This is a genomic window from Aquicella siphonis (assembly GCF_902459485.1).
Taxonomy (GTDB): domain Bacteria; phylum Pseudomonadota; class Gammaproteobacteria; order DSM-16500; family DSM-16500; genus Aquicella; species Aquicella siphonis.
The window spans coordinates 2,231,481-2,256,107 of sequence record NZ_LR699119.1 but is presented as its reverse complement, the minus strand read 5'-3'; the positions used below and the strand labels follow the sequence as shown (position 1 = coordinate 2,256,107).

Sequence of the window (24,627 nt, the reverse complement as noted above, 5' to 3'; positions counted from 1 at the left end):
TCAATGCTCCCGTTTGAGAAAAAGACGGAGATGACGGTTGAAGTCGCTGGTATGACTAATAAACGGCGCATGTCCTGCGCCAGTAATCATCGCGGTGTCATGGTGCGGATATTCGATTCTGATCTTGTCCGCGCATGTCCGTGAAATCAGCGGATCGTGACTGCCAAAGAGGTGCAGGACAGGAATGGAGCAATGATGCAGTGCGGCGCGCGCATCGGACATGGCGAGCATCTTGAGATAATACAGGAGTATTTGTTTGTCAGAGGAGCGTATGCAGTGAGGCTGCATGATTTTTTTGATTTCGGGGTGAGGTCCGTGTGTGCCGACCATGCGGTGGAATCTTCGCAGCGTGGAAGCCAGGTCGGATTTTGCATCGGATTGAAAGCGTGACAGACTGTCTTGAGAAATCCCGGGCCAGTCCCGGCCGGCGCTGAAGCGGGGCGTGCTGGCGACCAGAATGAGTTTCGCGTATTTGCCAGGATAGAGACGGCATAAGCTGGCTGCCATGATTCCGCTCATTGACCAGGCTACCAAAATCGAGTGATCCGGAATCTGCTGGTCAATGCGGGAGACGATGTCTGTTAAGGCGCGCCGATGTGTGAGTGGCGGAAGGTCTGTTGCGGGTAAATCTGTCACGATGAATGGATATTCCGTCAGCTGTTTCGCGGCATGCAGCCAAATGGATGCGCGGAATCCCCATCCTGGCAGGAAAACCAGAGTTTTTTCATGCTTAAGATCTTGATTGCGTCTGCTCATATAGATTCTTCAGTTGATCAAGTAGATGAAGGATTTGCGACTCATCATGCGTGCAATTAAGCGTAATGCGGATGCAGGCGGCATTTGCCGGAACAGTGGGCGGTCTTATGCAGGCTGTCAGTAAATCATGCTCCATTAACCGAAGCTGGAACATTCTGGCTGACTGGCTGGAACCGATCAAAAAAGATTTGACGGGCGTCGGATCGGTTGAGCTCAGCGGCAGTTCACGTTGTTTTGACTCCAGGAGGAAAAATTCACAGAGTTTTTGCAATCTGTTGCGCCGCCAGGTTTCATTCTTCACGATTTCGAGCGCCGCGCGGGCGGCATCGCAAAAAGCCGGCGGCAAGGCGGTGCTGTAACGGTATGAGCGCGCAAACTGCAAAATGGTTTCAATGACTTGTTCGTTTCCTGAAACGATGGCGCCAGTGCTTCCCATGGCTTTTCCCAGCGGCGTCACCATGCAGGGAATGTCAGATTGGGACAGATGAAAGTGTTCGCACGCGCCCGCGCCTGTTTCTCCCAGTATTCCGGCTCCGTGCGCGTCATCGACCACAAGCAAAGCGTCATGTGCTGACGCGATTGCGGCAAGGCGCGCCAGCGGAGCAAGATCACCTTGCATGCTGAAGACGCTCTCGGTGGCGATCACGATATGCTTGCCGCTGTGCCGCTGCAATAAAGCGCGCGCGTGCTGCAAATCATTGTGACGAAAACGGCAGTATTTTGCCCGTGACAGCAACGCCGCGTCGTGCAATGAAGCGTGACAGTGTTTGTCCGCGATGATATGGCTGCGGCGCTTCGCAAGAGCGGTGATTACGCCGATATTGGCGTGATATCCCGAATTGAAAAGCAGCGCGCGGTCGCGCCGTAAAAAAGCGGCGTATTCTTCTTCCAGCTGCCGGTGTGAATCGGTATACCCTGAAACTAGCGGAGACGCCGTGCTCCCCAGTCCATGTGAGAGTGCGCCTCGTTTCAAGGCGGATTTGACGTCGGGGTGCGATGACAGGCTGAGATAATCATTGCTGCAGAAATTGATGAGAGTCTTGCCGGTTATGAAGACCAGATTATCATCGCGTTTTTCAATGACATGGCGGGTGCGCCGCAAATGATTCGATTCATTCGCTGTCAGCGCATGTTGTAATCCATGAAAAATATCAGTCATGTTGGTGTTGTGTCTTGAATCCAAGTTTTTGAAGCAGCGCCTGGTCGCGGGAAGGTTCGGAGTTTTTTGCCGTCAACAATTTTTCGCCCAGCCAGATTGAGTTGGCGCCCGCGCAAAAGCATAAGGTTTGCATTTCTTCTGACATGGTTTCCCGGCCGGCGGATAATCGAATGATGGATTCCGGCATCATGATTCTCGCGGCCGCGATGGTGCGTATGAATTCGATATTGTCGATAATTTCGGCGTGCGCGAGCGGCGTTCCCTTCACGGGAATAAGCCGGTTGATGGGAATGCTTTTGGGAGGGGCTGGTAAATTGGCCAGTTGGACCAGCAGTTCGGCGCGGTCACGCCGGGTTTCGCCCATTCCAATGATGCCGCCGCAGCAGACTTGTATCCCGTTCGCGCGTACCCGGCTCAAGGTTTCGAGGCGGTCTGAATAAGTGCGAGTGTGGATGATTTTTTCATAATATTCCGGTGAGGAATCCAGATTATGATTATAGAAATCCAGTCCCGCCGCTTTCAGTTCGCAAGCCTGCTCATCATTAAGCATGCCCAGGGTGACGCAGGTTTCCAGGCCGATTTCCTTTACCGCCTTTATCATTTCAATGATTTTTGGAAAATCTTTTCTTGGAGGATTGCGCCAGGCTGCTCCCATGCAATAGCGTTTGGCTCCTCTGGCCTTGGCCGCTTTGGCGCTTGCGACGACAAAGGAAAGCGGCAGCAGGTTTTCCTTTGCGATGCCGGTCGGGTAATGCCCGCTTTGCGGACAGTATGCGCAATCTTCCGGGCATGCGCCCGTCTTGACGCTGAGCAGGGAGCACAATTCCATTTCGTCCGCAGGGTGAAATTGCAAGTGCGCCGACGAAGCCTTGTGGAGCAGTTCAATGAATGGCATTTCAAAGAACTGCAATACCTGGCTGATGTCCCAGAATGGTTGTGACTGAGTCATGTCAGTGTTGTCCGTGTTGTTGTTAGGCGCAGAAATATATGTTAGGGTGCGCGCACAGTCAACCAGTAAAATAATAAAGGTTTACAAAATGAATGGATTGGGTTCGCTGCTGGATCGTGATATGCGCCACATCTGGCATCCTTGCTCGCAGATGAAAGACTATGAAATTTTGAAACCGCTTGAGGTGGCCGGCGCGCATCAGGCCTGGATTGAGCTCGCGTGCGGACGGCGGGTGATTGATGCGATTTCAAGCTGGTGGTGCAAGTCGCTGGGGCACGGTCATCCTCGTCTTAGGCGTGCGCTTGCAAGGCAGGCGGAGAAATTCGAGCATGTCATATTCGCCAACACCACCAACGAGACCCTGGTCAGTCTTTCAGAGAAATTGACGGCTCTCGCGCCCGGCTTGAACAAGGTTTTTTATGCGGGTGACGGTTCAAGCGCAATAGAAGTCGCGCTGAAAATGAGCCTGCATTCACGACGTATAACGGGAGAGGCGAAGCGAACCCGGTTTGTCGCCCTGGAGAACGGCTATCATGGCGAAACATTGGGCGCGTTAAGCGTCAGTGATGTGGGTTTGTATCGCGCACCCTATGCTGCCATGCTGTTTGAGGCGGATTTTATTTCACCGCTTCCCTATGTCTCTGGCAGCGCAGATCCGTTATGGGAAAATTGTGAAGACGGCTGGCAACGCATTGAACGCGGGCTTGAAGCTTTGGCCGACACCGTCACCGCGGTCATCGTGGAGCCGATTGTCCAGGGGGCGGGCGGTATGAAAATTTACAGCAGGGATTTTCTGGCGCGGCTGCGTGCTTTTACGGGTCGGCACGGCATTCATTTGATTGCTGATGAGATCATGACGGGGCTGGGGCGAACAGGAAAAATGCTTGCGTGTGAGCACGCCGGAATCGCTCCGGATTTTATTTGTTTGTCCAAGGGCTTGACATCCGGCTGGCTGCCGATGAGTGCCGTGCTGACCCGCGAGGGAATTTACGATTTGTTCTATGACGATTTTCAAGCCGGCAAATCCTTTTTGCATTCACACACTTTTTCCGGGAACGCTCTTGCGGCTAGTGTTGCGCTGGAAGTGCTGGATGTCATGGCGGAGGAAGGAATTTGCGCGCGAGCGGAAGAAATGGGCGCAGTCTTGAGAGTGAACATGCAGGAAGTGGCTGAGCAGACCGGATGCCTGCGGAATGTGCGCGGTCTTGGCGCAATCGCCGCCGCTGATCTGATATGCGCGAACCCGGATAGGCGCTATGGGTTTGAAGTATATCAGCATGCGCTCAAACTGGGTGTCTTGCTGCGACCGCTGGGCAATACGATTTATTGGCTTCCGCCGCTGAATATCGATGCGGAGACTTTGACCAGCCTGAAAGAGAAAACCATTGAAGCCATACAATCAGTGAGGTGAGCGGGGGCTTTCGAGCGTGTTCAATAAATATGCGTCAATGGTTCTCTCTCATTCAGTCATGCTCCGGAAAAAGATTGAAATTCAGCGTGCAAATCTGTATAAATCTTCCCCCATTATGAGGGTGTTGGCGGGAGTATTCCCAAAAAAGCGGATTTTGCAATTCAAAATCAAGACGCAGCGGGGTTTTTTATCTGAAAACTCTAGCTATCTTATTTTTGAATGATTAAACTTACGAGCTTTAACTTAATCCTAAAACAATAAAAGTCGAGTAAGGACATAAGCGTGAAGGATGTAATAGATAAAAACCGGCGCTGCTTTTTACGCGCAGCCACGACTGCGGTGGGCGGCATAGGCCTCGCTGCAGCATCGGTTCCATTTTTTTCTTACTGGATGCCCAGTGCGGATACCGAAGCCGCCGCTGCCCCAATGAAAATCGATATCAGTTCGCTCAAGCCGAGAGAACAGTTAACTGTTCCCTGGCGCGGCATGCCGATATGGGTCATCTATCGGGATGATGAAATGTTAAACAGTCTGGACAAGCTGACTGACAAACTGCGTGATCCTCTGAGCGAACAAGACCAGCAGCCAGCCTATTGTAAAAATACCAACCGTTCCATTAAGCCTCAGTACTTTATATCCATTGGAATATGTACTCACTTGGGTTGTGTGCCAACTTATCGTCCTGATGTGGCCAGTGTATCACCTGATTGGCTGGGTGGTTTTTATTGCCCTTGCCATGGCTCCAAGTATGATTTGTCTGGCCGGGTGTACCAAAATGTACCTGCTCCTCTCAACCTCAAGATTCCTCGCCACATGTACGTCAGCGACACCGAGATCATGATTGGCGAAGACCAAGACGGGGTCCAGGGGGCCATTTCCATAAGTTAACGCACGGAAGGAGTTGAGGTAAGATAATGACTGATAAAGATTTGAATAAAAAAAGCAGTTTTATGGAGTGGGTCGACAAACGCTATCCATGGACTGATTTTTGGAAAAAACATTTAAGCGAATATTACGCGCCTCGTAATTTCAATTTCTGGTACTTCTTCGGATCATTTTCATTATTGGTTTTTGTCATGCAGATTCTTTCGGGGATCTGGCTGGTAATGGAATATACACCCACAGCAGAGGGTTCTTTCTCTTCAGTCCAGCATATCATGCGGGAAGTGCGCTACGGCTGGCTGCTGCGGTTTATGCATACGACCGGCGCATCAGCTTTCTTCACCGTGGTTTATTTGCATATGTACAGGGGGCTGATTTACGGGTCATACAAAAAGCCGCGTGAACTGGTCTGGCTGATTGGGATGGTCATCTATTTCTGCCTGCTGATAGAAGCTTTCACGGGATATGTGCTTCCTTGGGGGCAAATGTCTTATTGGGGTGCGGCCGTGATCACTTCTTTCGCCAGCGCCATCCCTTACATAGGCGATCTCATTCTTACCTGGCTGCGAGGCGGTTTCAGTGTCACAGGTGTGTCTCTGCATCGTTTCTTCTCGCTGCACGTGATTGCCATTCCCTTGCTGCTCGCGGTCCTGATTTTTGTCCATCTCGTCGCGCTGCATCATGTTGGTTCCAATAATCCTGATGGAATTGAGATCAAGGATAAGAAAAACAAGGAAGGCATTCCGTTAGACGGCATTCCATTCCATCCCTATTACACAGTGAAAGACCTGGTGGGTGTGGTCGTGTTTCTGTTTATCTTTTCCCTGGTGGTCTTTTTTACTCCCAAGATGGGTGGGTTATTCATAGAACCGGATAATTTCATACCTGCCAATCCGATGGTGACGCCGCCGGAAATCGCACCAGTATGGTATATGACTCCTTTCTACGCCATGTTGCGCGCGATTCCCAACAAATTGTTCGGGTTGATGACCATGGCGGCAGGTATCGCCATCATGTTCGTGCTGCCCTGGCTGGATCGCAGCCGAGTCCGCTCTATACGCTATAAGGGCACGTATTCCAAAATTGCCATCATGGTGTTTGTCGTATGTTTCATTGGTCTGGGTTATCTGGGGCATGAAGGCGTATCTCCCTTGCGCACCTTAATGGCACGTGTGTTCACAGTCGGTTATTTTGGCTTTTTCCTGCTAATGCCATTTTATTCCTCAAGAGAAAAAACTAAACATTTACCGGAACGGGTCACTGGATGATGAAGCGTCATATACTTACCATTTTATTAGTTCTCGGATCCGCATCCCTCTGGGCGGAAGGATCCAATTTCGAAGGGCTGCAGCTATCCAGCGCTCCTGTCAACGTGAATGATATGGCATCTATCAAGCGCGGTGCCAAATTCTTTGCGGGCAATTGCAGCAGTTGTCATACTCTCACCTATCTGCGTTATGACAAGGTGGCCAAAGAGGCTGGGATTCCAACTGATAACAAACCTATCAGTATCAATGGGGTGACCCCGCCAGATTTGTCGCTCGAAGCGGATGCGCGCGGAGTTGACTGGATCTACACTTACCTGCAAAGTTTCTATAAGGATCCATCAACGCCTTCAGGCGTTAACAATCTGATATTCCCTGGCACAGCAATGCCGGCCATTCTTGCTCCCTATCAAGGCGAGCAGGTACTGGTTGAAAAGCCGGTTTACGATTTGTTGCACGAAGTTCAATGGTATGATCTGGTCAAACCAGTCAAGCAAGGCTCCATGAAGCCTGAAGAATTTGAGCAGGCGGTGAATGATCTTGTAAACTTCCTTGCCTATGCGGCTGAGCCTTTCCGAGCGGAACAGGAAAGAATCGGATTCTGGGTGCTGGGCTTTCTGGTAGTGTTGTTTGTCCTCATGTATTTGCTCAAGAAGGAATACTGGAAGGATGTTGAGAAAAATCAGGAATAAGTTTCAGCCCTGATTGCCTGTAGATTTCCGCCGTCGTCAAGAACCTTTGGCATGAGTTCCTGACGACGGCTTTTTCATTTAATGATATGCTGGAATTCAGTTCTGAATCCGGACTCGTCTTGGCGGCCAAACCAGTCTGCGAGACGAAGTTTTAAAACGGGTTCCTGGATGCATGTGAAAACGTTCTCATGTGTCGCAGGACGCAGGAGAGGTGTTCTTTCTATACAAGGAATGTCCTGGCATAGATATGGATTCGATATTCACATCAACAATCAGACGGTTCATATACCTTGTGCTGGTTGCTTTTGCGGCTTGCGTGCTTTGGCGGTTATTTTGTCACCAGGAAGGTTACTGGCTGGTTTGGGCGGTTTTGTTGTGCAGCCTGGTGACGCAGGGGGATTCGTTCAGGCAGCGTCTGATTAATATTATCATCACTGGACTGGCGGCAGCTTTCGTGGTTTTTGGTGCGGGATGTATCCGTGATTTGCCGCTCTTGCCCGGCCTTTATATTCTGATTGTTACGGCAGTCTGTGTTTACATCAGCCAGCAGCATGCCGAGTATTTTCTTCAGGCATTTATTGTTAATTTGTTCGCCGTCCTGGCTTCGGCAATGCCAGCGTCATTTGCCGATAACGCAGCGCGGCTGTTTTTCATTAGCGCGGGCATGGCAGTCGCGCTGGTTTTTCAAATTATTTTTTATCCTTATTTCATTCGCGACGAGTTACGATCTTATGTCATCATCACGCTGCGCAGTCTGGAGCGGTTGAACAGGGAAATTTTTTCCTGCTTTCTGGATGCGGAATATTCAGACAATATTTATCTGTATGAGCGGCGCATACATAATGCTAAAAACCGCTACATGCAATCCATCAATCGTTTACGTGACATCACCGGCCTTGTGGAAAGCCGATCCAGTCAGGGCGCCGTCATTATTTACCAGAATATTCTGCAAACGCTGGATTTGCTTTATGACAACATGCTGGATTATTCACAGTTACGACGGCGCGTGTCAGATTTTACCACGTTGTCACTCTGCTCCCGTGAGTTGAGTGAAATCAGCCAGGAAATCGAAAAATCCATCGCGGGCGTGGCGGCGCACTTTGCCAATAAAAAATATTATCCCGGCATGGACATGCTGAGCCGTGGCATCGGCCGTCTGGAAAGCAACTATTATAATGTCTTGCAGGTGGCGTCACGGGAGCCGCTGCCTTTTCTTTTTTTCATGGATAGTCTGCAAGCTTTTGGAAAAACAATGGAAGTTTTATTTTCCATTAAATGGCCCTCGACCGAGCATTACTCATGATAAACAGAGGAAGTTGCCATGTATATGCGGTAATACGGCGGATGAGACCCACATGACGGTGAACCTGAAAGTAAGATCATACCCTTTTCGTCATGCGTTAAGCGTGGGATTTTCGGTATTTCTCGCATGGGTTGTGAACCGGTATTTTTCTTTTAGCGGTGAATATTGGGTGGTATTGTCTGCTTTGCTGGTATCCCAGGCGACGATGGGCACGCCTGTGCGACAGGGGTATATTTTTTTGACTATCCTGGAGGTCGCCATACTGTTTGCCGCCGCCCTGACGGCTTACGTGCATCAGCCTCTGATCGTGTATTTTGTCATGGCATTGCTGCTTGCGGGCAGCGGATACTGGGTTTACCTCAATCGACCCATGAGCAATAAAAATCTTTATGTCATCCTGCTTTTTTCATTCGTATTGATGATTGCCGTTTTGTCTCCGGGAAGACCGGATGAGAATGTCCAGAACCGGGCTGTTGATGCATTGATAGGTGCGATTATTGGGATTTGGTCTGTGGTCTTGGTGCTTCCTGCGAAGCTGGATAGGGAGTTCGGCGAGGGAATAGTGCCGATTTTGTGTTCTATCAAGGCTTATGCGCGGGCATTGACACACTGTCTGTTGGACGCGGATAGTGATGAAGCCCAGCTTGCCAGGCAAAAGCTGGACGTTGAGCGCGCTTTGCAGATCAGCCATGGAATTTATCCCGAGTGGGTTTATGAAGTGGGATTTAATCGCGGGTTGAGATCCGGGTTCCGTTTTTTTCTGATCCAGCTGGAAAGAATTACAGAGGTGTTGTTTTCCCTGGAGTTTATAGTTCGCCGCGGCGTGGACGGGGGTCTTGTTTCCAGTTTTTCGGAATCCGTCAGGGAAGTCATGCGGAAAAATGATGAATTAATCGATGTCTTGATCGCGTATTTTCTTCACCACAAAATAGCCGTATCCTCTGCGGATTTTTCGGGGGATGTGGCTGATCTGGAAAAGGCACTGCAGCGTTCGGCAGCCTTCAATCTTGAATTGCTGGAAATTTCTCCCGGTCATTTGGCCGCAGCTTCCCTGGTGCGTGATGTAAGAGATTTGCGCGAACTATTGCTGCAGCTGGCGATGGCGTTGCCGGCGCCGGATCGGATCATGCCGCGCGTTGAAAAATGAATAATGCGGCGCCATGGCGCGTGAATTCTATAACAATTTTTTGCATTTCGCCGCCAAGACGAGCTAAATTAAAGTAATAACGAGGTGTCATGATGCTGCCGGCTGACCTGGAAAGTAAGTTTTTCGCGGGATCTTTATTTATTGTCATTGCCTTCATTCTCTTGCTGTTTCTTTCTCATTTTATCTATGTGCGCTATTTTCACCGCATCCGCTTCAGTATCGCCACCGGAAGCGCCGTGCTGGCCCTCAACACATATGCATTAGTCTGCCTGCCCTCGTTTCGGCTTTCTCAGCCTGTTCTGATGCTGGCGGCGCTGGAATTGTTCATTATCTGGATTTATATATCGGTTAGTTTGCTGCAGATATTTCTAAGCGGGGAGAAACTGGTGGCGCATCAGGCTGACCGGCTCTCCACAGGATATTGGGTGGCGGGCACGATACTGATGGCGCTGATGTTTGACAGGGTTGAACAGACATTGCATGGCTTTATAGTATTTCTCAGTCTTTTATCCGCGGTCTGGTATGGAATTTATCTGATTATCTTTATGCGATGGCTGTTTTTATGCCTGCGAAAGCGGTTTCATTTGCATACGGACGGAATGATATTTTTGGCGGCAGTAAGCACCCAGGCAATGGTGTTATTAATGACTGAATTATTTCGGGATGACGTTTCTGCCTGGGCGTATCAGCTTATAATCGGCTGCGGATTCGTTTTCTTTTTTGCCGGGCTGGTCTCCCTGGTTTGGCATAGCCTGGCCGCGCATGCTCGCCATCTCGCGGCGGGCTGGCCAAATGTAAATTCACTGATTCACGGCGCATTGAGCATAACCGGTCTCGCAATGGTGTCTTCGCTGGCGTACCCAGAGTGGAGCATCGTCGGTCTGTGGTGGTGTGCCCTGGTGTTTCTCCTGATTGTTGAAGGGCTTGAGTTTAGCCGTTTGCTTATCCGGCTGCGCAGGAAAGGGTTCTGGAAAGGTCTTTGTGTTTATCATGTTACGCAATGGCCGCGGCTCTTTGCTTTTGGTGTGTTCTACGGATTTGGGCTTTCTTGTTATAATAAAGGATATACTACTGTATTCATGATTTCATTTATTGCAAATTATGGACAATACATACTAACAGCATTGTTAATTGCGCAACTGGCTGTAGTCATGAGGCATGTAGTGAAGCAGGAGACGATATCATGAGAGAATTACTGCTGTGCGCGGGGTTGCTGTTAGTCGCGTCTTCAGCCCAGGCTTATACAGGGTTTGGTGTTTGTAATTATGGAAAGGAAACCATTCCCTCCGTGGTGTGTTATGGTCCTACTGTTTTGAAACAGACAACTGTTACAGGCGACATCAAGGTCACCGGCGCCTTGCAGGCAGAAAATATTTCTGCCAGGGCGCTTTTGATAGAAGGTTCGGTTGATCTTAGAGATTCGCAGATTTCGGGTTCAGTGAATATTACCGGTTCGCTGAACGCTGATCATGTCGAATTTCAAAAAGGCGTCGCGGTGGAATCAGACAGCGTGATTTTAAGTCATACAAAAGTGAACGGCTTGATGACGGTGACATCGACTCAGAAGAATCCCTACCTGCAAGTCCAATGCAGCTCGGTCATCACGGGCTCAGTATTGTTTGACGGCAAGGCGGGGGTGGTCCAGGTGACCGGAGACTCGCTTGTGCAAGGCAAGGTGGTCAATGGGTCGCTGGAATTCGTGAAACGGGAGTGCGATTAAACCGGAAAGACGGACTGCTGCGTAAGACCTTGCGGCAGCCTGAAACAAAGCGCGGCTGCAAGAATAATCAATATGCCTGCCTGTTCTGAATTCATCGTAAAATCGCGGGTCGGTTCCCCTTTTCGCGGGGCCTGGATATCAGGTGGATAAAGATTATGAAAAAAGCAAAACTGACACTTGCGGAAATACAAGAATTGCACAAGGCAGGCCGTCTAGATGAGGCAAAGGCCGGCTATTTCTCATGGCTGGAGGATCATCCGCATGACGCGTCTGTTTTGCATTTGTATGCGCTGGTGTGTGCTGAGCAGGGTGAATGGGATGATGCGCAGCGTTACCTGGAAAAAGCGCTGGCCATAGATCCCGCTGACCGTGCGCTTTATCTGCATCTGGCCAATATCTGCAAGGCCAAGGGCGAATATGATCATGCCATCAGGGTCCTGCATGATTTAATCAGGTTATATCCTCGATTCGCCGCTGGTTTTAATAATTTAGGTACGGTTTATTTCGCGCTGGGAAAGTGGAATGACGCGATCGATGCTTTCAAAACCGCAATTGATCTGCAGACGGATTTCGTGGATGCTTACTATAATCTTGGACTCGCGCTGGGAAAAGCCGGACGCTACGATGAAGCCTTGAGTGCTTATCGGGCCTTGCTGGAAATCTCGCCTGCGCATGCCGGGGGGCGGTTTCAGCTGGCGTGTTTGCTAATGAAGCAAAATGAATACCAGGCTGCTGCCGATCAATTTCTACTTATTGAACAGGAATACCCTTATCATTTTGAAACACAGTCGAATCTGGCAACTTGTTTTTTAAAGCTGGGATGGCTGCAAAAAGCCGGAACGCATTATTTGAAAGCGCTGGAAATCATTCCGGACGATATCCAGATCCTGTATAACCTGGGTGTAATCAGTGTGCAGTTGGGCCGCATGCGGGATGCGGTTGAATATTACTCGCGTTGTATCCAGGAAAACCCTGATTTTTATGAGGCTCGCAATAATCTGGCGGTCGCTTTTCTGGCATTGAAAAAGAAAGACCGGGCGTTGCAGCAATTTCGCGAGGCATTGCGTATGCATCCTGAGAATGCGTCAATACGCCATATTATCAGCGTCTTGTCGCAAGACAGGCAGATATCTGCCTCGCCGGCTGAATATATTCAATCTCTTTTCGATTCCTATGCGGATCACTACGATGCGCATATTACTCAAACGCTGCATTATCAGGTCCCTGAATTCATGCGTGACAGGGTGGGGGTTTATTATGATTTGTCCAAGGTCAAATGGGATGTGCTTGATCTTGGATGCGGAACCGGGTTGTGCGGCGCATTGTTCAGGTCTGCGGCGCGTTCGCTGAAGGGCGTGGATCTGTCAGACAAGATGTTGGCGGAAGCGGCCAGAAAACAGTGTTACGACCAATTGGTTCATTTGGATATTCTTTCATTTCTGGACGAATGCGCGGACACATTCGATCTGGTGCTCGCAGGGGATGTACTGGTGTATTTTGGCAATTTGGAAGAGTTGTTTTCCGCAGTTTACCCCGTGCTGCGCAATGGCGGTTTGTTTGCATTCAACGCGGAAGTGAACCTGAATGAAAGCTTCAGCATGACGGAATCAGGGCGATTTGCCCACAGCAAGGCTTATCTGGACAGGCTGATCGGGCAGCATCACCTGGCCATTCTGGATTACAAGGTTATTCCGCTGCGCACTCAAAACCAGGCGGCGATCCAGGGGCACTTGTATCTATTGAAAAAGGAATAAGGCATTCTTCCTGCCTGTGCTTGCGGCGGGCGAGACCTGCGGGGCGTTCCGCCGAACTCTATGGAACAAGACCGCCTGAAATCGACGGCCGCGCGCCGTCCCTCAGCTTCTTATGATTGGCTGAGGGGAGGGTAAATGGAGAGAATTAAATGTGAATTGGCATTTCTTGGCTTGTCACCCTAGCACTCTTAAGTCGTGTGTGATAGATTTTTCAAATGGATAATGGCAAGAGGACTGTCATGAAACGATATTTATCGATAGGTTTGGCAATTCTTACTTTTCTCACTCTGGCGGGATGTTCTTATAACAACCGCAATCCCATGATCAACGCCGACATGAGCCATGAAACCTGGATGAGAGAAGTCGATACGAACCCGAACAAATGGACACGCGGCGCTGACCACTGGTTTTTAACAGGTGATCCCAATGCCAAGGAAGTGACAATCAGTCAATACCCCTATTCAGCGGCGGTCAGCACCATGAGTGTGCGGGTGCCGGATTTCAGCAATATCAAGGTCAACGGGGATTTTCAGGTCCAGATATTTGGTACTTATGGCAGCAACAGCGTTTATGTGTACGGCCCGAATGAGGCGGTTCGAGGGACGATCATTGAGGTTCGAGGCAATACGCTTTGCGTTGACCAGGCAAGAAAGGTGACTGGCAACATGCGTAACGTCATTGTTCGGATTGGCGTCAACCGGCTGCAAAGCTTGACCCAGCTTGGCAGGGGAACAGTTGAGGGGATTCAGCTGCGCAGTGACAATCTGACAGTTACCTCCATGGGCAGCGGAAATGTCTATCTGGCTGGTAATATGAATCTGCGGTCATTAGTCAATCTGGGTGCGGGCTGTGTCAGTGTGTTTGGCGCAAACACGCCCGAGCTCGATATCAAAACTGCCGGCACGGGTGTGACCAATGTCAGCGGGAATGTTGGTGTCCGATCAATCATGCATCACGGCCGAACAGACGTGAACATTATAGGTGCCAACAGTAACAACCTTAAAATCTATGCTGACGGCAGGGGCAAAGTCGGCATTTATGGAATTGTTAACCTGCGGGAAGTCAAGGCGAAAGATTTTACCCAGGTCTATGCCTATAGATTGAATAGCACCGAAATGTATGCCTATGCTCACGACAAGGCGCGGATTGGTCTGGCTGGCGTAGGGAAAAATATCTATATAGATGCTTTCAAATCGTCTTGTGTCTTGGCTCGTAACCTGTGCGCAGACACGGCGTTTGTGCGTGCCCATCAAAATGCGCATATCAATATCGCTGCCGGGAACAAGATTTTCGCTGCCGCAACGGAAAACAGCAGTGTTTATTTCTTTGGTTCACCGAATATTATGTCCCAGTTTGTAAGCGGAAATGGCACGGTGATACCAGTCTGGTCTGCGAAGGGCTCCATGTGCCCAATTGTTCCTATGGTCAGGCCTGTCGGCGTGGTGCGTGGAACATATAAAGGCGAAAATTATAAAGGTGAGCGCATGTCAGGGTTTCCTTATTCCAGATGGAAGCAAAAGCGTTATCTGAAAGGCGCGGGTTAATTTTCACGAAATATCAAATAATACGGTCATCCCGGTCGAGGGGGTGACCGCATAAGCATGCTCCTGAATGGTATTGGAGTGTTTCTCAATCTCAGGCCATGATTTCCGGGCAGAGGTAAATTCTCTTGATTGGTTTGTGCGTGCAGCCGCGGATGGATTATCCGGTTTTTGGTTTTTGACACCGGATAATCCACATGGATCACGCTGGTTATGCGGAAAGAGATGTGCGAACAAAAAACAGAGAATCAAACGCGCTGTTTAGCTGTCCTGCCAGCATGCGAAAGAAATTTGAAGATCCGCCAAACTCTTTATATTCAGTCGTTTTGAATTCCAGATTCATGACATCCATGAGATTGCCCAGTCCGTCAACCAGTCCGAGATTTACGGCGGATTGACCAGACCAGAAGTCCCCGTTAAACAATGTTTCCGGATCTGCTTTCAGCTTGCCCTTGCGGCCATCCACGACTGCCTTGACAAAATTTTGATGAACTTCACTCATGACAGTATGGATTTTTTTCAAGTCCTCGGGGTTTTGAGGCAGAAAGGGATCCAGCCGGTCTTTGGCGATGCCGGCTGTGTATACGCGACGCTCAACACCGATTTTTTTCATTGCGTCCACAAAGCCGAACCCTTTCATGATGACTCCGATGGAACCCGTGATGGTATTCGGGTTGACATAAATCCTGTCCGCAGAGACTGATATGAAATATGCCCCGGATGTTAAAAGGTCTTCGCCAACGATAATGACTTTCTTGTGGTATTTTTTCTTATAGGCCAGGATGGCGTCATGGATAATTGAAGCTTGCACGGGAGTGCCGCCTGGGGAATTGATATCAATGACAACGCCGCTAGAGTTTTTATCCTTAAAGGCGTCATGCAGAATGGGTACAATTTGTTCAGCAGAAATTTCACTGTCTGGTGAGATCATTCCGTCCATTCGGACCAGTGCAACATATTTATTCGCCGTGGGTGTGACAGGGACGGCAGGGCTGCCGAAATAGCTGAAAATCCCGATAATGGAATAGGCTGAGAGCGCGAACCAGAACAAAAAGCGAATATTTTTCCAGCGGCGTTCTGCTCGTTTTTCTTTCAGCATTTCTGACACCAGGATAGAGGCGGCTTCATTATTGTTCGTTTCAGGCATATTTTTCATTCCCATGGTTTTATTCGTGTAAAAGTGTAGCTATAATTCGCCAATTCAATGAACCTTACTTTTAAATAATTATTAACCGTAACACTCACGGAAGGAGATAGCGTGCGAAGCATACAATCTACCTTGTTTACTTTACTGGTCGCAAGTGGCGCGGCTTGTGCCGATACAACTTTGAATCTGACCCAGGGCGTTTCACCCATCAGCCGGGATGTGTATCAATTACACATGACCATTTTCTGGATTTGCGTAGCAATTGGTCTTGTGGTGTTTGGCGTAATGTTTTATTCCATGATTTATCATCGTAAATCCAGGGGCGCGAAACCGGCAAACTTTCATAGTCATACCTGGCTGGAAATCACCTGGACCATCATACCTGTCATTATTCTTGTCCTGATGGCAATCCCTGCCACCAAGGTATTGATGAATATGAATAATTATGATCAGGAAGACGTGACTATCAAAATCACAGGATATCAGTGGAAGTGGCATTATGAATATATAGAGGATGGCGTCAAATTCTTTAGTAATCTAGCTACACCATATGATCAGATGCAAAACAAGGCGCCCAAGTCAGAGTATTACTTGCGCGAAGTTGACCATCCGTTGGTTGTGCCTGTCCACAAAAAGATACGCTTCCTGATTACTTCCAATGATGTGAATCATGCCTGGTGGGTTCCGGACCTTGCAGTCAAACGTGATGCGATAGGCGGCATCATCAATGAAGCTTGGGCAGTAATAGACAAGCCAGGTGTCTACCGTGGTCAGTGTGCTGAGCTTTGCGGGATTAACCACGCTTTTATGCCTATTGTTGTCGTGGCACTAAGCGAGGAAGGTTACAAGAACTGGGTAGCTCAACAGAAGGGTCAGGCCACCAGCGGCGAAGCGGATATTGCTCGTGAGTGGACTATGAAGGAATTAATGGATAAAGGCGAGAGCGTCTATAATGGTATTTGCGCAGCCTGTCATCAACCTGGCGGCGTAGGTATGCCGCCGACTTTCCCTGCTCTCAAGGGCAGCAAGATTGCCACAGGCCCGGTCGCCGATCACGTGAATATTGTCGTGAATGGCAAGTCAGGCACCGCCATGCAGGCATTCAAGAACCAGCTTTCTGATGTTGATCTGGCGGCAGTCATTACTTACGAACGCAACGCGTTCGGGAATAATACCGGTTCCTTGGTGCAGCCTGTGCAAATCAAGGCGCTGCGTGATGGCAAGAGCATGGATGAAGCATTGGCTGTCAAACCGTCGGCAGCGGGTGCAGCGGCGGTGCCTGCCACGCCACCGACAACTCCGTCTACCACACCAACGGTAGCTCCAGCAGGTGCCGCGCCAACTGCGGCTCCGGCTGGCACCACGCCAACTGCGGCTCCGGCTGGCACCACGCCAACTGCGGCTCCGGCTGGCACCACGCCAACTGCGGCTCCGGCTGGCACTACACCGGCTGCGGCTCCGGCTGGCACTACGCCAACTGCGGCTCCGGCTGGCACTACACCGGCTGCGGCTCCGGCTGGCACTACACCGGCTGCTTCTTCAGCAGATGATCTGAAGGCGGCGATGGTTCGCGGTGAAAAAGTTTATCTAAGCACTTGTGTCGCTTGCCACCAGCAAAATGGTGCGGGTATTCCGCCAACATTTCCTGCACTAAAAGGCGGTGCGATTGCCACCGGTCCTGTAGATGGTCATATTGACCGTGTCTTGAATGGCAAGCAGGGTACCGCTATGGTGGCATTCAAAGATCAACTTAACGATCAAGACCTTGCTGATGTTATTACCTATGAGCGAAACGCATGGGACAATAATACCGGCACACTGGTGACGCCAGACCAGATCAAGGCTGCGCGGCAACAAGGCCAAAACAATAAATAATAGGGAGCGAAATCATGACCCAAGAAGAACATCATCACGCACACGGCCATGATGACGGCCATCATCATGGTCATATTGGACACCTGCCCCCGCCGCACCATTCCTTGAAAAATGGTATTCGTCCCTGGATTTCAGGCTGGTTGTTTACAACCAATCACAAGGATATAGGCACGCTTTATTTATTATTCAGCCTGCTGATGCTGTTCGTCGGCGGTGGTATGGCGCTCCTGATCCGCCTCCAGTTATTCGAACCGGGTGCACGGTTCTTTGACCCGAACTTTTATAATATTCTGGTGACTGTGCACGGTCTGGTGATGGTGTTTGGCGTTATCATGCCCGCGTTTGTCGGACTCGCGAACTGGATGGTTCCCATGATGATAGGCGCTCCGGACATGGCGCTTCCCAGATTGAATAACTGGAGTTTCTGGATTCTACCCTTCGCGTTTTCACTACTGATTGCTTCATTATTCATGGCGGGCGGTGGTCCTAACTTTGGCTGGACTTTGTATGCGCCATTGTCTTCCACTTACGGGCCGCCCAGTACGGATTACCTGATTGTGGGTATCCACATGATGGGGATTTCATCCGTGCTTGGCGCAATTAATATTATTGCCACCATCATCAACCTGCGTGCTCCGGGTATGACCTGGATGAAGGTGCCCTTGTTTGTCTGGACCTGGTTTATCACGGCATTTCTGTTGATAGGAGCGATGCCTGTATTGGCGGGCGTGGTCACCATGATTTTATTTGACCGGCATTTCGGAACCAGCTTCTTTAATGCTGCTGGCGGCGGCGATCCTGTGATGTACCAGCATTTGTTCTGGTTCTTCGGTCATCCTGAAGTCTATATCATGATTCTGCCGGCATTCGGTATTATTTCTGAAGTCATCCCGACTTTCTCCCGCAAAAGACTGTTCGGGTACGAATTCATGGTTGGCGCAGTGGCTGCGATCGCCTTCCTGTCCTATATAGTCTGGGGACATCATATGTTCACGGCTGGTATGGCAGTGGGAACGCAGCTTTACTTCATGTATGTCACCATGTTGATTGCCGTGCCTACCGGCATCAAGGTGTTCAACTGGGTTGGCACAATGTGGCGTGGATCCCTGTCTTTTGAGACTCCCATGTTGTTTGCAATCGCATTTGTCATTCTTTTCACGATAGGCGGCTTTTCCGGATTGATGCTTGCGATTGTGCCCGCAGATTATCAATACCAGGATACTTATTTTGTAGTTGCGCATTTCCATTATGTTTTGGTTGCAGGCGCGCTTTTATCCATCTTTTGCGCTGTTTATTACTGGCTGCCTAAATGGTGCGGGCGTTATTACAATGAAAGCCTGGGCAAATGGCATTTCTGGTTGACGGTCATTGGCGTCAATCTGACCTTTTTCCCTATGCATTTCCTGGGTCTCGCCGGCATGCCCAGACGTATTGCAGACTATGCACCGCAGTTTACTGAATTTAACATGGTATGCACGATTGGCGCGTTTCTGCTCGGATTTGCACAGTTGATTTTTCTCTATAATATCCTCACCACCATGTTCGGCAAGGGTGAGAGAGCTGACGGCAGGGTTTGGGAAGGGTCCCATGGGTTGGAATGGACGCTGGATTCACCACCTCCCTATCATAGTTTTTCCACTCCGCCATTAATCAGCGATGTTTCTCATGAAGTCGAAGAGAAATATGTGAGGTAAGTTTATGTCAGAGCGCAAGTCTCACCGTAAGGTTTTCATGATTGGCGGTATCGCAGCCGCCGTCATGTTTGCCTTTTGTTTTGCCATGGTCCCGTTATACAGTCTGATTTGCAAAAAAACGGGAATCAATACCTCTGCCGCAAACAGTGGTTTGCTGACTTCGGTCAGTGCTGAAACAAAAGAACCCCCTGATCTCTCGCGCACCATTACGGTACAGTTTGTCGCGACCAATCACAATGGTATGCCATGGGAGTTTTTTCCTCGCACCAAATCGATCAAGGTTCATCCGGGAGAAAATAATAAAATCTTTTTTCACGCTAAAAACACCACGGAAAAAACCATGAGTGTCCAGGCGATCCCAAGCATGACGCCTACGGATGCGCTCAGCCATTTTCACAAGATAGAATGTTTTTGTTTTACCCAGCAAAGCCTGAAAGCTCAGGAAAGCAAAGAAATGCCGATGATATTTCGCATAGACAAAGATATTCCCAAAGAAATTCACGTTATTACGCTGGCATACACATTGTTTGACACAACCCCTAAAGAAGCAAGGAAGGGATCATGATGAGCACGCAGACAAAAAAATATAATCCGGTCAAATATTATTTCATAGCCGACCCCTCCTTTTGGCCTATCGTGGGGACAATCGGAATATTTTGCACTGTCATCGGGCTGGTGCAGATATTGCATGGCGGAGCAGCCGGCCCTTATATAATGGCGGGCGGTATCCTTATCCTTCTGACCACCATGTTTGGCTGGTTTGGCGCCGTTATAAAGGAAAGCCTGAGCGGATTGCATAGCCACCAAATGGATAAGACATACCGCTGGGGCATGATGTGGTTTATTGTCTCCGAAGTCGCCTTGTTTGGCGTATTCTTTCTGGCCTTGTTTTATACACGGTTATTTGGCGTCACCGAGTTGAGCGGCGACCCCTTTGAGTTTGTCAAGGCGCTTGATATGTATAAAGGCGGCGCGACACATCAATATTTGTGGCCGAATTTTCAGGGAGTATGGCCGCTTTTGACTAATCCCAACCCGGAATTATTCAAGGGGCCTGAAGCCGTGATTCCAACCTGGGGAATCCCGGCGCTCAATACCCTGATTCTCTTGAGCAGCGCGGTTACAGTCACCTGGGCGCATTGGGGCTTTAAAAAAGGCAATCGGAAACAAATTATTATCGGGCTGATTCTTACCATCTTGCTCGGCGCTATCTTTGAGGGTTTTCAGGCGCATGAGTATATTGAAGCTTATACTGAGTTGGGTCTTAAGCTTTCCAGTGGAATCTATGGCACGACATTTTTTACCCTGACGGGTTTGCACGCAGCACATGTCAGCATCGGTGTCATTATGCTCACAGTAATTTTGTTTCGCTGTCTTAAGGGGCATTTTTTGCCGGAGCATCATTTTGCATTTGAAGCCGTATCTTGGTACTGGCACTTTGTTGATGTGGTGTGGTTGTTCCTGTTTGTGTTTGTGTACTGGTTATAACTTGTATATATAATTACATGGTTCAGGCATTTAGACCCGCAGTCTTTCTGAACAAGGCTGCGGGTGGTATGCTGTCACTAACCGTGTGAATCAGGAAAAATATGGTCTGGTTAATCAATGCGTCTCAATTAGACAAGTTTCGCAAAAGCCAAAAGAATGTCACCATTCTTGATGCCAGCTGGCATTTGCCAGCTGATAACCGTCATGCCAGGGAAGAATTTTTGTCTAGCCATATTTCTGGCGCGCGATTTTTTGATATTGCAGATTTTAACGATCAGGACACTTCTCTTCCCAACATGTTGACGCGCAACGAAAGCGCTATCAGCGAAAAAATTGGCGCGCTGGGTATTACAAATGAGCATAAGGTCATATTTTATGATCGTTCCAGTCTGCATACAAGCTGCCGCGCGCTCTGGATGTTTAAAACCTTCGGCCATAATCCAGGCCAGCTGTATATTCTGGATGGCGGTTATGCCGCCTGGGAAAAATATGGAGGAAAAATTGATTCTGGCGAACCGCGAAATGTTTCAGCCAAGCCTTATGCAGTGAATTTTGAGGCGCACAACATTCGCTCACTGGTTCAGATGAAAAACAATCTGCACCATCCTTCAGAGCAGGTGGTAGATGTGCGTCACCCTGTCAGATACGCGGGAGGACAGGAAATCAGGATAGGTTTGCGCTCCGGCCATATTCCAAATAGCTTCTGTTTCCCCTATTTCACCATGTTTGAAACTGATGGACGCTGGAAGCCGGTAGAAAAAATCCGTAAGCAGCTAACCGGGGTGGGTGTGGATTTGAATTATCCCATTACCACTCTCTGCGGTTCGGGTATTACCGCATCGATATTAAATTTTGCACTTGATCTGATGAATCATGAGCAACACGCGCTTTATGACGGCTCGTGGACAGAATGGGGATGGGACCAGCTCTATTCCGGCGAAACCAGTCTTGAAGAGCGCCCGGTTGAAACCAGTCTTGACACCTGAAATCATCACTTTGTGCTCCCTTCGTCTAGTGGTTAGGACATCGCCCTCTCACGGCGGTAACGCGGATTCGAATTCCGCAGGGAGCGGTTAATAATCAATAGGTTACAATTTGTGATATTAAATTTTAATCAATTTCGGTAAATTTTCGGTAATAAACAAGGTTTGCAAATTTCAAATCGTTTACATGAAAAAATATTATAATTTATTGAGATGGGTATAATGCTTCATAAGCTTAAACGGGAAATTGAATGATATGGCTAAGCCTTTACCTATGAGATTAAAAAAAGAACCTTTAATTGAAGCAGTATTTGAGGTTCGATTTGAGGCATCGACATCTTTACTATCAAACCTATTGCTTGGCCATTTTATGGCTAAGTTTGGCAATATGCCTGTTCAAAAATTGCCTACCGCAGATATTCCTGAACAATTAAGAGAGCATAATCCTGTTTTTAAGTATTCACCACTCTTTCAACTTAAATGGAATAATAATTTAATTCTAATTGGAGATAGAGTATGTGCGGTTACCAGTAATGCTCCATACCAAGGATGGGCTAATTTTAAGAAAAATATATTGGAAATAACAAAACATCTGGAAAACTGTGGTTTTCTAAAGAAAATTGAAAGATATTCACTTAAATATGTTGATCTAATAGAAGCAGAGACAACTGCTAAGCAGTTAGAGTTGATTGATTTAGATCTAAAGCTTGGCGCTCAGCAAATAAAAAAGGATGCGGTTAATATTAGGGTAGAGTTACCACGAGAATCATTTTTGCATGCGGTTCAAATCATGACTAATAGCATTTTAGAAGAGAATGGCAAGCAAACAAAAATGGGAATCTTATTGAGTATAGACTCTATTGCTAATGCTCCTTCAACTGATTTTTGGAAATCTCTGCCAGATAATTTAGAAATTATTCATACAGCAAATAAAGAATTATTTTTTGAATTTCTTAAAGAAAAAACTATTGATTCATTGGAGCCTATTTATGGTAATGAATAAAGCTATTTCGAGCACACAAGAGCCGAGCACTTATAGCGGAATAGCATTATTATCTGTATCGACTGTAGCCGGTATATTGATTGGTGGATTTGTTGTTTCTGTTCCTAAAAATGAAATGCCTGTACCATTTGCTACAAAATATTACTCTGCCATGAAGGATAGTTCTTATGATAGTCATAGTGATATTTTAAAAACAGATTTTTCTTTGGTTTCTGATATTGCATTTGACGAATTAATGGGTTTGTTTTATCAGAAAATGCTTACTTCTCAAGAAAAACTTGAGAGCGATTTTAGTAAAATTTATTTTAAAAATGCTTGGAACTTGTACGAAAGCTAAGAAAAATAATGACTGACACATTTCCAGAAGATATAAAGAATCATCTGCCTGCTTATCTTTCTCCTGAACAGAAAGAAGATTTACTTAATCAAATACGAAATTTCCCTAAGATTAATTATTATATTCACAAGCATGATCAAGAAGTGTTGCAGGGCGATGGTTGGGCAGGGTTCACCATTTTGGATTTTGTAAGCGGTGAAAGGAAAAGTGTAAAAGGAATAGTTTTGTCAAATAGCTGTGATGTAGATATTCAAAACGAACGTGATTTAGATGTTAATGTTGTTTTTGTTCCTCTGGTAAAAATCGATAATTATGAGAAATTACTTCGTGATGCTGGATTGTCTGAAGATAGAATAAGTTCAAAAATAGAATCAATAAAGCAGCAAAGAATTACTTCCATGGTATTTTTTCCAAAAGGCGGTAATTTGAGTGGTGACTACATTGCTAACCTTGATGATATTCATTCTCAGCCATTGAGATGCTTTATATCAGGAGATAAAAGTAAATTGTTTACTTTGAGTCAAGCCGGTTTTTATATGTTTATACTTAAGCTTTCGATTCACTTTTGTCGTTTTCAGGAAGATGTGCTTAGGTATGATTCATGAAAAAAATTCTTAAATTTTTAAAATTAAAAATATAAGATAAATCGAAGCAAATACCAGTATGGAAAATTTTATCGTAAAACATATACTTCCTGGCTTATTCAAGCTGGGTGGTTCAATTAGTTCTGATTCATCTTTTACATCTCCGATCTTTATTTTTTCATAATATTCTTCTGCTTTGTTCTTGTACAAAATGCTCGATATCAGATATTGTGCAGCATCAAATAAGAAAAATAATACCAATAAAATTAAAACCACATTTACCTGAGATGAGATGCACTGGCCATAAGTAAAAGATTTTAATAACCAGCATAAGCCACCTTCGCCCAAAGCCAGCTGTCTACAAGTGCTTGATAAGATTCTTGTGTGTTCGCGATAGATTAATGCGAAATTTTCATAAACAATGTGATAAAGATGTTCCTTTTTCTTGTTTTCATCTTCTGGTTTATCAGTCATGGTTAATTACTCGGTTTGAATGGCGGTCCTATTCTTGGGGCAAGGCTCATGATTGATTCGGAAATTTTCTTCTTTGTTTCACTAGAAAAAATTCCTTTTTTAGCATTCTCAATTTCTGCTGAAGTAAACGTTATTTCTGCCTTGCGCTCTTTGTATGAAATAGTGGCAATTACAGATTCATCATTTATTGGAGAAAAAGTGAGTTGGGCTTCCGGGATGCCTGATTTTGATATTGAAGCATTGATAAGTTGTTTGATGGGAAGTAAGTTTTTATTGTTCATCTCATAATTTCCTAAACCGGCAGCCAAAAGAGGAACGGAAGCAAGTATTGTAAGAGTGATTCTGATTAATCTTTTCATGAATCGCATCATCAAATTCCATTCAGCAGAGGAAGTCCTTTTTTAATATTATATACTGACTATTAGATGCAGTTATGAATTTAATGCTCTAACTTAAGCGTGCA

General features: G+C 47.4%; 24 protein-coding genes and 1 tRNA gene. 19 read left to right on the top strand and 6 right to left on the bottom strand.

Annotated elements, in window-relative coordinates; genetic code table 11:
• From AQULUS_RS10455 to bioB, 3 genes are read right to left on the bottom strand one after another with little or no spacing between them, the layout of a single operon-like run.
• Positions 1-756 carry an alpha/beta fold hydrolase gene (locus tag AQULUS_RS10455; RefSeq protein WP_148340086.1) on the bottom strand — a complete coding sequence of 252 codons (756 nt, stop codon included), beginning with the start codon at positions 754-756 and terminating at the stop codon, positions 1-3.
• A complete protein-coding gene (locus tag AQULUS_RS10450; protein ID WP_148340085.1) occupies positions 731-1,939 on the bottom strand; it encodes an aminotransferase class I/II-fold pyridoxal phosphate-dependent enzyme in 1,209 nt (402 codons plus the stop codon). The genes AQULUS_RS10455 and AQULUS_RS10450 overlap by 26 nt, the downstream gene beginning before the upstream one ends.
• Positions 1,908-2,864 carry a biotin synthase BioB gene (gene bioB, locus AQULUS_RS10445; RefSeq protein WP_148340084.1) on the bottom strand — a complete coding sequence of 319 codons (957 nt, stop codon included), beginning with the start codon at positions 2,862-2,864 and terminating at the stop codon, positions 1,908-1,910. Before bioB ends, AQULUS_RS10450 begins: the two co-directional genes overlap by 32 nt.
• A 106-nt stretch (positions 2,865-2,970) precedes the next feature.
• Between bioB and bioA the strand changes: the two genes are divergently transcribed.
• From bioA to AQULUS_RS10395, 10 genes are all read left to right on the top strand, one after another.
• Positions 2,971-4,275 (top strand): adenosylmethionine--8-amino-7-oxononanoate transaminase, encoded by a 1,305-nt coding sequence (gene bioA, locus AQULUS_RS10440; protein ID WP_408608952.1) that lies wholly within the window; start codon positions 2,971-2,973, stop codon positions 4,273-4,275.
• A gap of 282 nt (positions 4,276-4,557) precedes the next feature.
• On the top strand, positions 4,558-5,163 hold the full coding sequence (gene petA / locus AQULUS_RS10435; RefSeq protein ID WP_148340082.1) for a ubiquinol-cytochrome c reductase iron-sulfur subunit: 606 nt from the start codon (positions 4,558-4,560) through the stop codon (positions 5,161-5,163).
• A 26-nt stretch (positions 5,164-5,189) separates the two neighbouring features.
• Complete coding sequence (locus tag AQULUS_RS10430) at positions 5,190-6,425, top strand: cytochrome b (protein WP_232051881.1); 1,236 nt, start codon at positions 5,190-5,192, stop codon at positions 6,423-6,425.
• A complete protein-coding gene (locus AQULUS_RS10425; protein WP_197737316.1) occupies positions 6,422-7,114 on the top strand; it encodes a cytochrome c1 in 693 nt (230 codons plus the stop codon). Before AQULUS_RS10430 ends, AQULUS_RS10425 begins: the two co-directional genes overlap by 4 nt.
• 247 nt (positions 7,115-7,361) lie before the next feature.
• A complete protein-coding gene (locus AQULUS_RS10420) occupies positions 7,362-8,417 on the top strand; it encodes an aromatic acid exporter family protein (RefSeq protein WP_172622830.1) in 1,056 nt (351 codons plus the stop codon).
• Between the two features lie 52 nt (positions 8,418-8,469).
• Positions 8,470-9,564 (top strand): FUSC family protein, encoded by a 1,095-nt coding sequence (locus AQULUS_RS10415; protein WP_172622829.1) that lies wholly within the window; start codon positions 8,470-8,472, stop codon positions 9,562-9,564.
• Between the two features lie 89 nt (positions 9,565-9,653).
• On the top strand, positions 9,654-10,751 hold the full coding sequence (locus AQULUS_RS10410; protein WP_148340080.1) for a hypothetical protein: 1,098 nt from the start codon (positions 9,654-9,656) through the stop codon (positions 10,749-10,751).
• Positions 10,748-11,284 (top strand): hypothetical protein, encoded by a 537-nt coding sequence (locus AQULUS_RS10405; RefSeq protein WP_148340079.1) that lies wholly within the window; start codon positions 10,748-10,750, stop codon positions 11,282-11,284. Before AQULUS_RS10410 ends, AQULUS_RS10405 begins: the two co-directional genes overlap by 4 nt.
• 155 nt (positions 11,285-11,439) lie before the next feature.
• A complete protein-coding gene (locus AQULUS_RS10400; protein WP_148340078.1) occupies positions 11,440-13,038 on the top strand; it encodes a tetratricopeptide repeat protein in 1,599 nt (532 codons plus the stop codon).
• Between the two features lie 239 nt (positions 13,039-13,277).
• Positions 13,278-14,582, top strand: coding sequence for a GIN domain-containing protein (locus AQULUS_RS10395; protein ID WP_172622828.1), 1,305 nt, complete (start codon positions 13,278-13,280; stop codon positions 14,580-14,582).
• Between the two features lie 208 nt (positions 14,583-14,790).
• On the opposite strand, the gene AQULUS_RS10390 is transcribed toward AQULUS_RS10395, so the two are convergent.
• The gene (locus AQULUS_RS10390) at positions 14,791-15,741 is read right to left on the bottom strand and encodes a S49 family peptidase (protein ID WP_148340076.1); all 951 of its coding nucleotides are present in this window, start codon (positions 15,739-15,741) and stop codon (positions 14,791-14,793) included.
• 96 nt (positions 15,742-15,837) lie between these two features.
• Here AQULUS_RS10390 and coxB point away from each other — a divergent pair, with 96 nt between their 5' ends.
• The 9 genes from coxB to AQULUS_RS10345 all read left to right on the top strand — a co-directional run bounded on the left by coxB (position 15,838) and on the right by AQULUS_RS10345 (position 23,711).
• Positions 15,838-17,601 (top strand): cytochrome c oxidase subunit II, encoded by a 1,764-nt coding sequence (gene coxB / locus AQULUS_RS10385; RefSeq protein ID WP_197737315.1) that lies wholly within the window; start codon positions 15,838-15,840, stop codon positions 17,599-17,601.
• A gap of 14 nt (positions 17,602-17,615) precedes the next feature.
• Positions 17,616-19,295 carry a cytochrome c oxidase subunit I gene (gene ctaD / locus AQULUS_RS10380; protein WP_148340075.1) on the top strand — a complete coding sequence of 560 codons (1,680 nt, stop codon included), beginning with the start codon at positions 17,616-17,618 and terminating at the stop codon, positions 19,293-19,295.
• A 4-nt stretch (positions 19,296-19,299) separates the two neighbouring features.
• Positions 19,300-19,860, top strand: a complete 561-nt coding sequence (locus AQULUS_RS10375) for a cytochrome c oxidase assembly protein (RefSeq protein WP_148340074.1) — start codon at positions 19,300-19,302, stop codon at positions 19,858-19,860.
• The gene (locus tag AQULUS_RS10370; protein ID WP_232051880.1) at positions 19,857-20,783 is read left to right on the top strand and encodes a cytochrome c oxidase subunit 3; all 927 of its coding nucleotides are present in this window, start codon (positions 19,857-19,859) and stop codon (positions 20,781-20,783) included. Before AQULUS_RS10375 ends, AQULUS_RS10370 begins: the two co-directional genes overlap by 4 nt.
• A gap of 101 nt (positions 20,784-20,884) precedes the next feature.
• A complete protein-coding gene (locus tag AQULUS_RS10365; RefSeq protein WP_148340073.1) occupies positions 20,885-21,769 on the top strand; it encodes a sulfurtransferase in 885 nt (294 codons plus the stop codon).
• Positions 21,770-21,783: 14 nt separating this feature from the next.
• Positions 21,784-21,855: transfer RNA gene (locus tag AQULUS_RS10360), tRNA-Glu, on the top strand.
• Between the two features lie 167 nt (positions 21,856-22,022).
• Positions 22,023-22,769, top strand: coding sequence for a TIGR04255 family protein (locus AQULUS_RS10355; protein ID WP_148340072.1), 747 nt, complete (start codon positions 22,023-22,025; stop codon positions 22,767-22,769).
• Positions 22,756-23,106 (top strand): hypothetical protein, encoded by a 351-nt coding sequence (locus AQULUS_RS10350; protein WP_148339232.1) that lies wholly within the window; start codon positions 22,756-22,758, stop codon positions 23,104-23,106. Before AQULUS_RS10355 ends, AQULUS_RS10350 begins: the two co-directional genes overlap by 14 nt.
• A gap of 8 nt (positions 23,107-23,114) precedes the next feature.
• Positions 23,115-23,711: a hypothetical protein gene (locus AQULUS_RS10345; RefSeq protein WP_148340071.1), complete on the top strand. Its 597-nt coding sequence runs from the start codon at positions 23,115-23,117 to the stop codon at positions 23,709-23,711.
• A gap of 9 nt (positions 23,712-23,720) precedes the next feature.
• Here AQULUS_RS10345 and AQULUS_RS10340 read toward each other — a convergent pair whose 3' ends face one another.
• Entirely contained in the window at positions 23,721-24,164 is a 444-nt protein-coding gene (locus AQULUS_RS10340) for a hypothetical protein (protein WP_148340070.1), read from the bottom strand.
• Positions 24,165-24,166: 2 nt separating this feature from the next.
• The gene (locus AQULUS_RS10335) at positions 24,167-24,523 is read right to left on the bottom strand and encodes a hypothetical protein (RefSeq protein ID WP_148340069.1); all 357 of its coding nucleotides are present in this window, start codon (positions 24,521-24,523) and stop codon (positions 24,167-24,169) included.
• Positions 24,524-24,627 lie beyond the last annotated feature (104 nt).

Bases quoted from the DNA above. Each gene is read 5' to 3' on its own strand.
- AQULUS_RS10455 (WP_148340086.1), bottom strand. From the start codon at position 756: ATGAGCAGACGCAATCAAGATCTTAAGCATGAAAAAACTCTGGTTTTC.
- bioB (WP_148340084.1), bottom strand. From the start codon at position 2,864: ATGACTCAGTCACAACCATTCTGGGACATCAGCCAGGTATTGCAGTTC.
- AQULUS_RS10430 (WP_232051881.1), top strand. From the start codon at position 5,190: ATGACTGATAAAGATTTGAATAAAAAAAGCAGTTTTATGGAGTGGGTC.
- AQULUS_RS10425 (WP_197737316.1), top strand. From the start codon at position 6,422: ATGATGAAGCGTCATATACTTACCATTTTATTAGTTCTCGGATCCGCA.
- AQULUS_RS10420 (WP_172622830.1), top strand. From the start codon at position 7,362: ATGGATTCGATATTCACATCAACAATCAGACGGTTCATATACCTTGTG.
- AQULUS_RS10415 (WP_172622829.1), top strand. From the start codon at position 8,470: ATGACGGTGAACCTGAAAGTAAGATCATACCCTTTTCGTCATGCGTTA.
- AQULUS_RS10410 (WP_148340080.1), top strand. From the start codon at position 9,654: ATGATGCTGCCGGCTGACCTGGAAAGTAAGTTTTTCGCGGGATCTTTA.
- AQULUS_RS10405 (WP_148340079.1), top strand. From the start codon at position 10,748: ATGAGAGAATTACTGCTGTGCGCGGGGTTGCTGTTAGTCGCGTCTTCA.
- AQULUS_RS10400 (WP_148340078.1), top strand. From the start codon at position 11,440: ATGAAAAAAGCAAAACTGACACTTGCGGAAATACAAGAATTGCACAAG.
- AQULUS_RS10395 (WP_172622828.1), top strand. From the start codon at position 13,278: ATGAAACGATATTTATCGATAGGTTTGGCAATTCTTACTTTTCTCACT.
- AQULUS_RS10390 (WP_148340076.1), bottom strand. From the start codon at position 15,741: ATGGGAATGAAAAATATGCCTGAAACGAACAATAATGAAGCCGCCTCT.
- ctaD (WP_148340075.1), top strand. From the start codon at position 17,616: ATGACCCAAGAAGAACATCATCACGCACACGGCCATGATGACGGCCAT.
- AQULUS_RS10375 (WP_148340074.1), top strand. From the start codon at position 19,300: ATGTCAGAGCGCAAGTCTCACCGTAAGGTTTTCATGATTGGCGGTATC.
- AQULUS_RS10370 (WP_232051880.1), top strand. From the start codon at position 19,857: ATGATGAGCACGCAGACAAAAAAATATAATCCGGTCAAATATTATTTC.
- AQULUS_RS10365 (WP_148340073.1), top strand. From the start codon at position 20,885: ATGGTCTGGTTAATCAATGCGTCTCAATTAGACAAGTTTCGCAAAAGC.
- AQULUS_RS10355 (WP_148340072.1), top strand. From the start codon at position 22,023: ATGGCTAAGCCTTTACCTATGAGATTAAAAAAAGAACCTTTAATTGAA.
- AQULUS_RS10350 (WP_148339232.1), top strand. From the start codon at position 22,756: ATGGTAATGAATAAAGCTATTTCGAGCACACAAGAGCCGAGCACTTAT.
- AQULUS_RS10345 (WP_148340071.1), top strand. From the start codon at position 23,115: ATGACTGACACATTTCCAGAAGATATAAAGAATCATCTGCCTGCTTAT.
- AQULUS_RS10340 (WP_148340070.1), bottom strand. From the start codon at position 24,164: ATGACTGATAAACCAGAAGATGAAAACAAGAAAAAGGAACATCTTTAT.
- AQULUS_RS10335 (WP_148340069.1), bottom strand. From the start codon at position 24,523: ATGAAAAGATTAATCAGAATCACTCTTACAATACTTGCTTCCGTTCCT.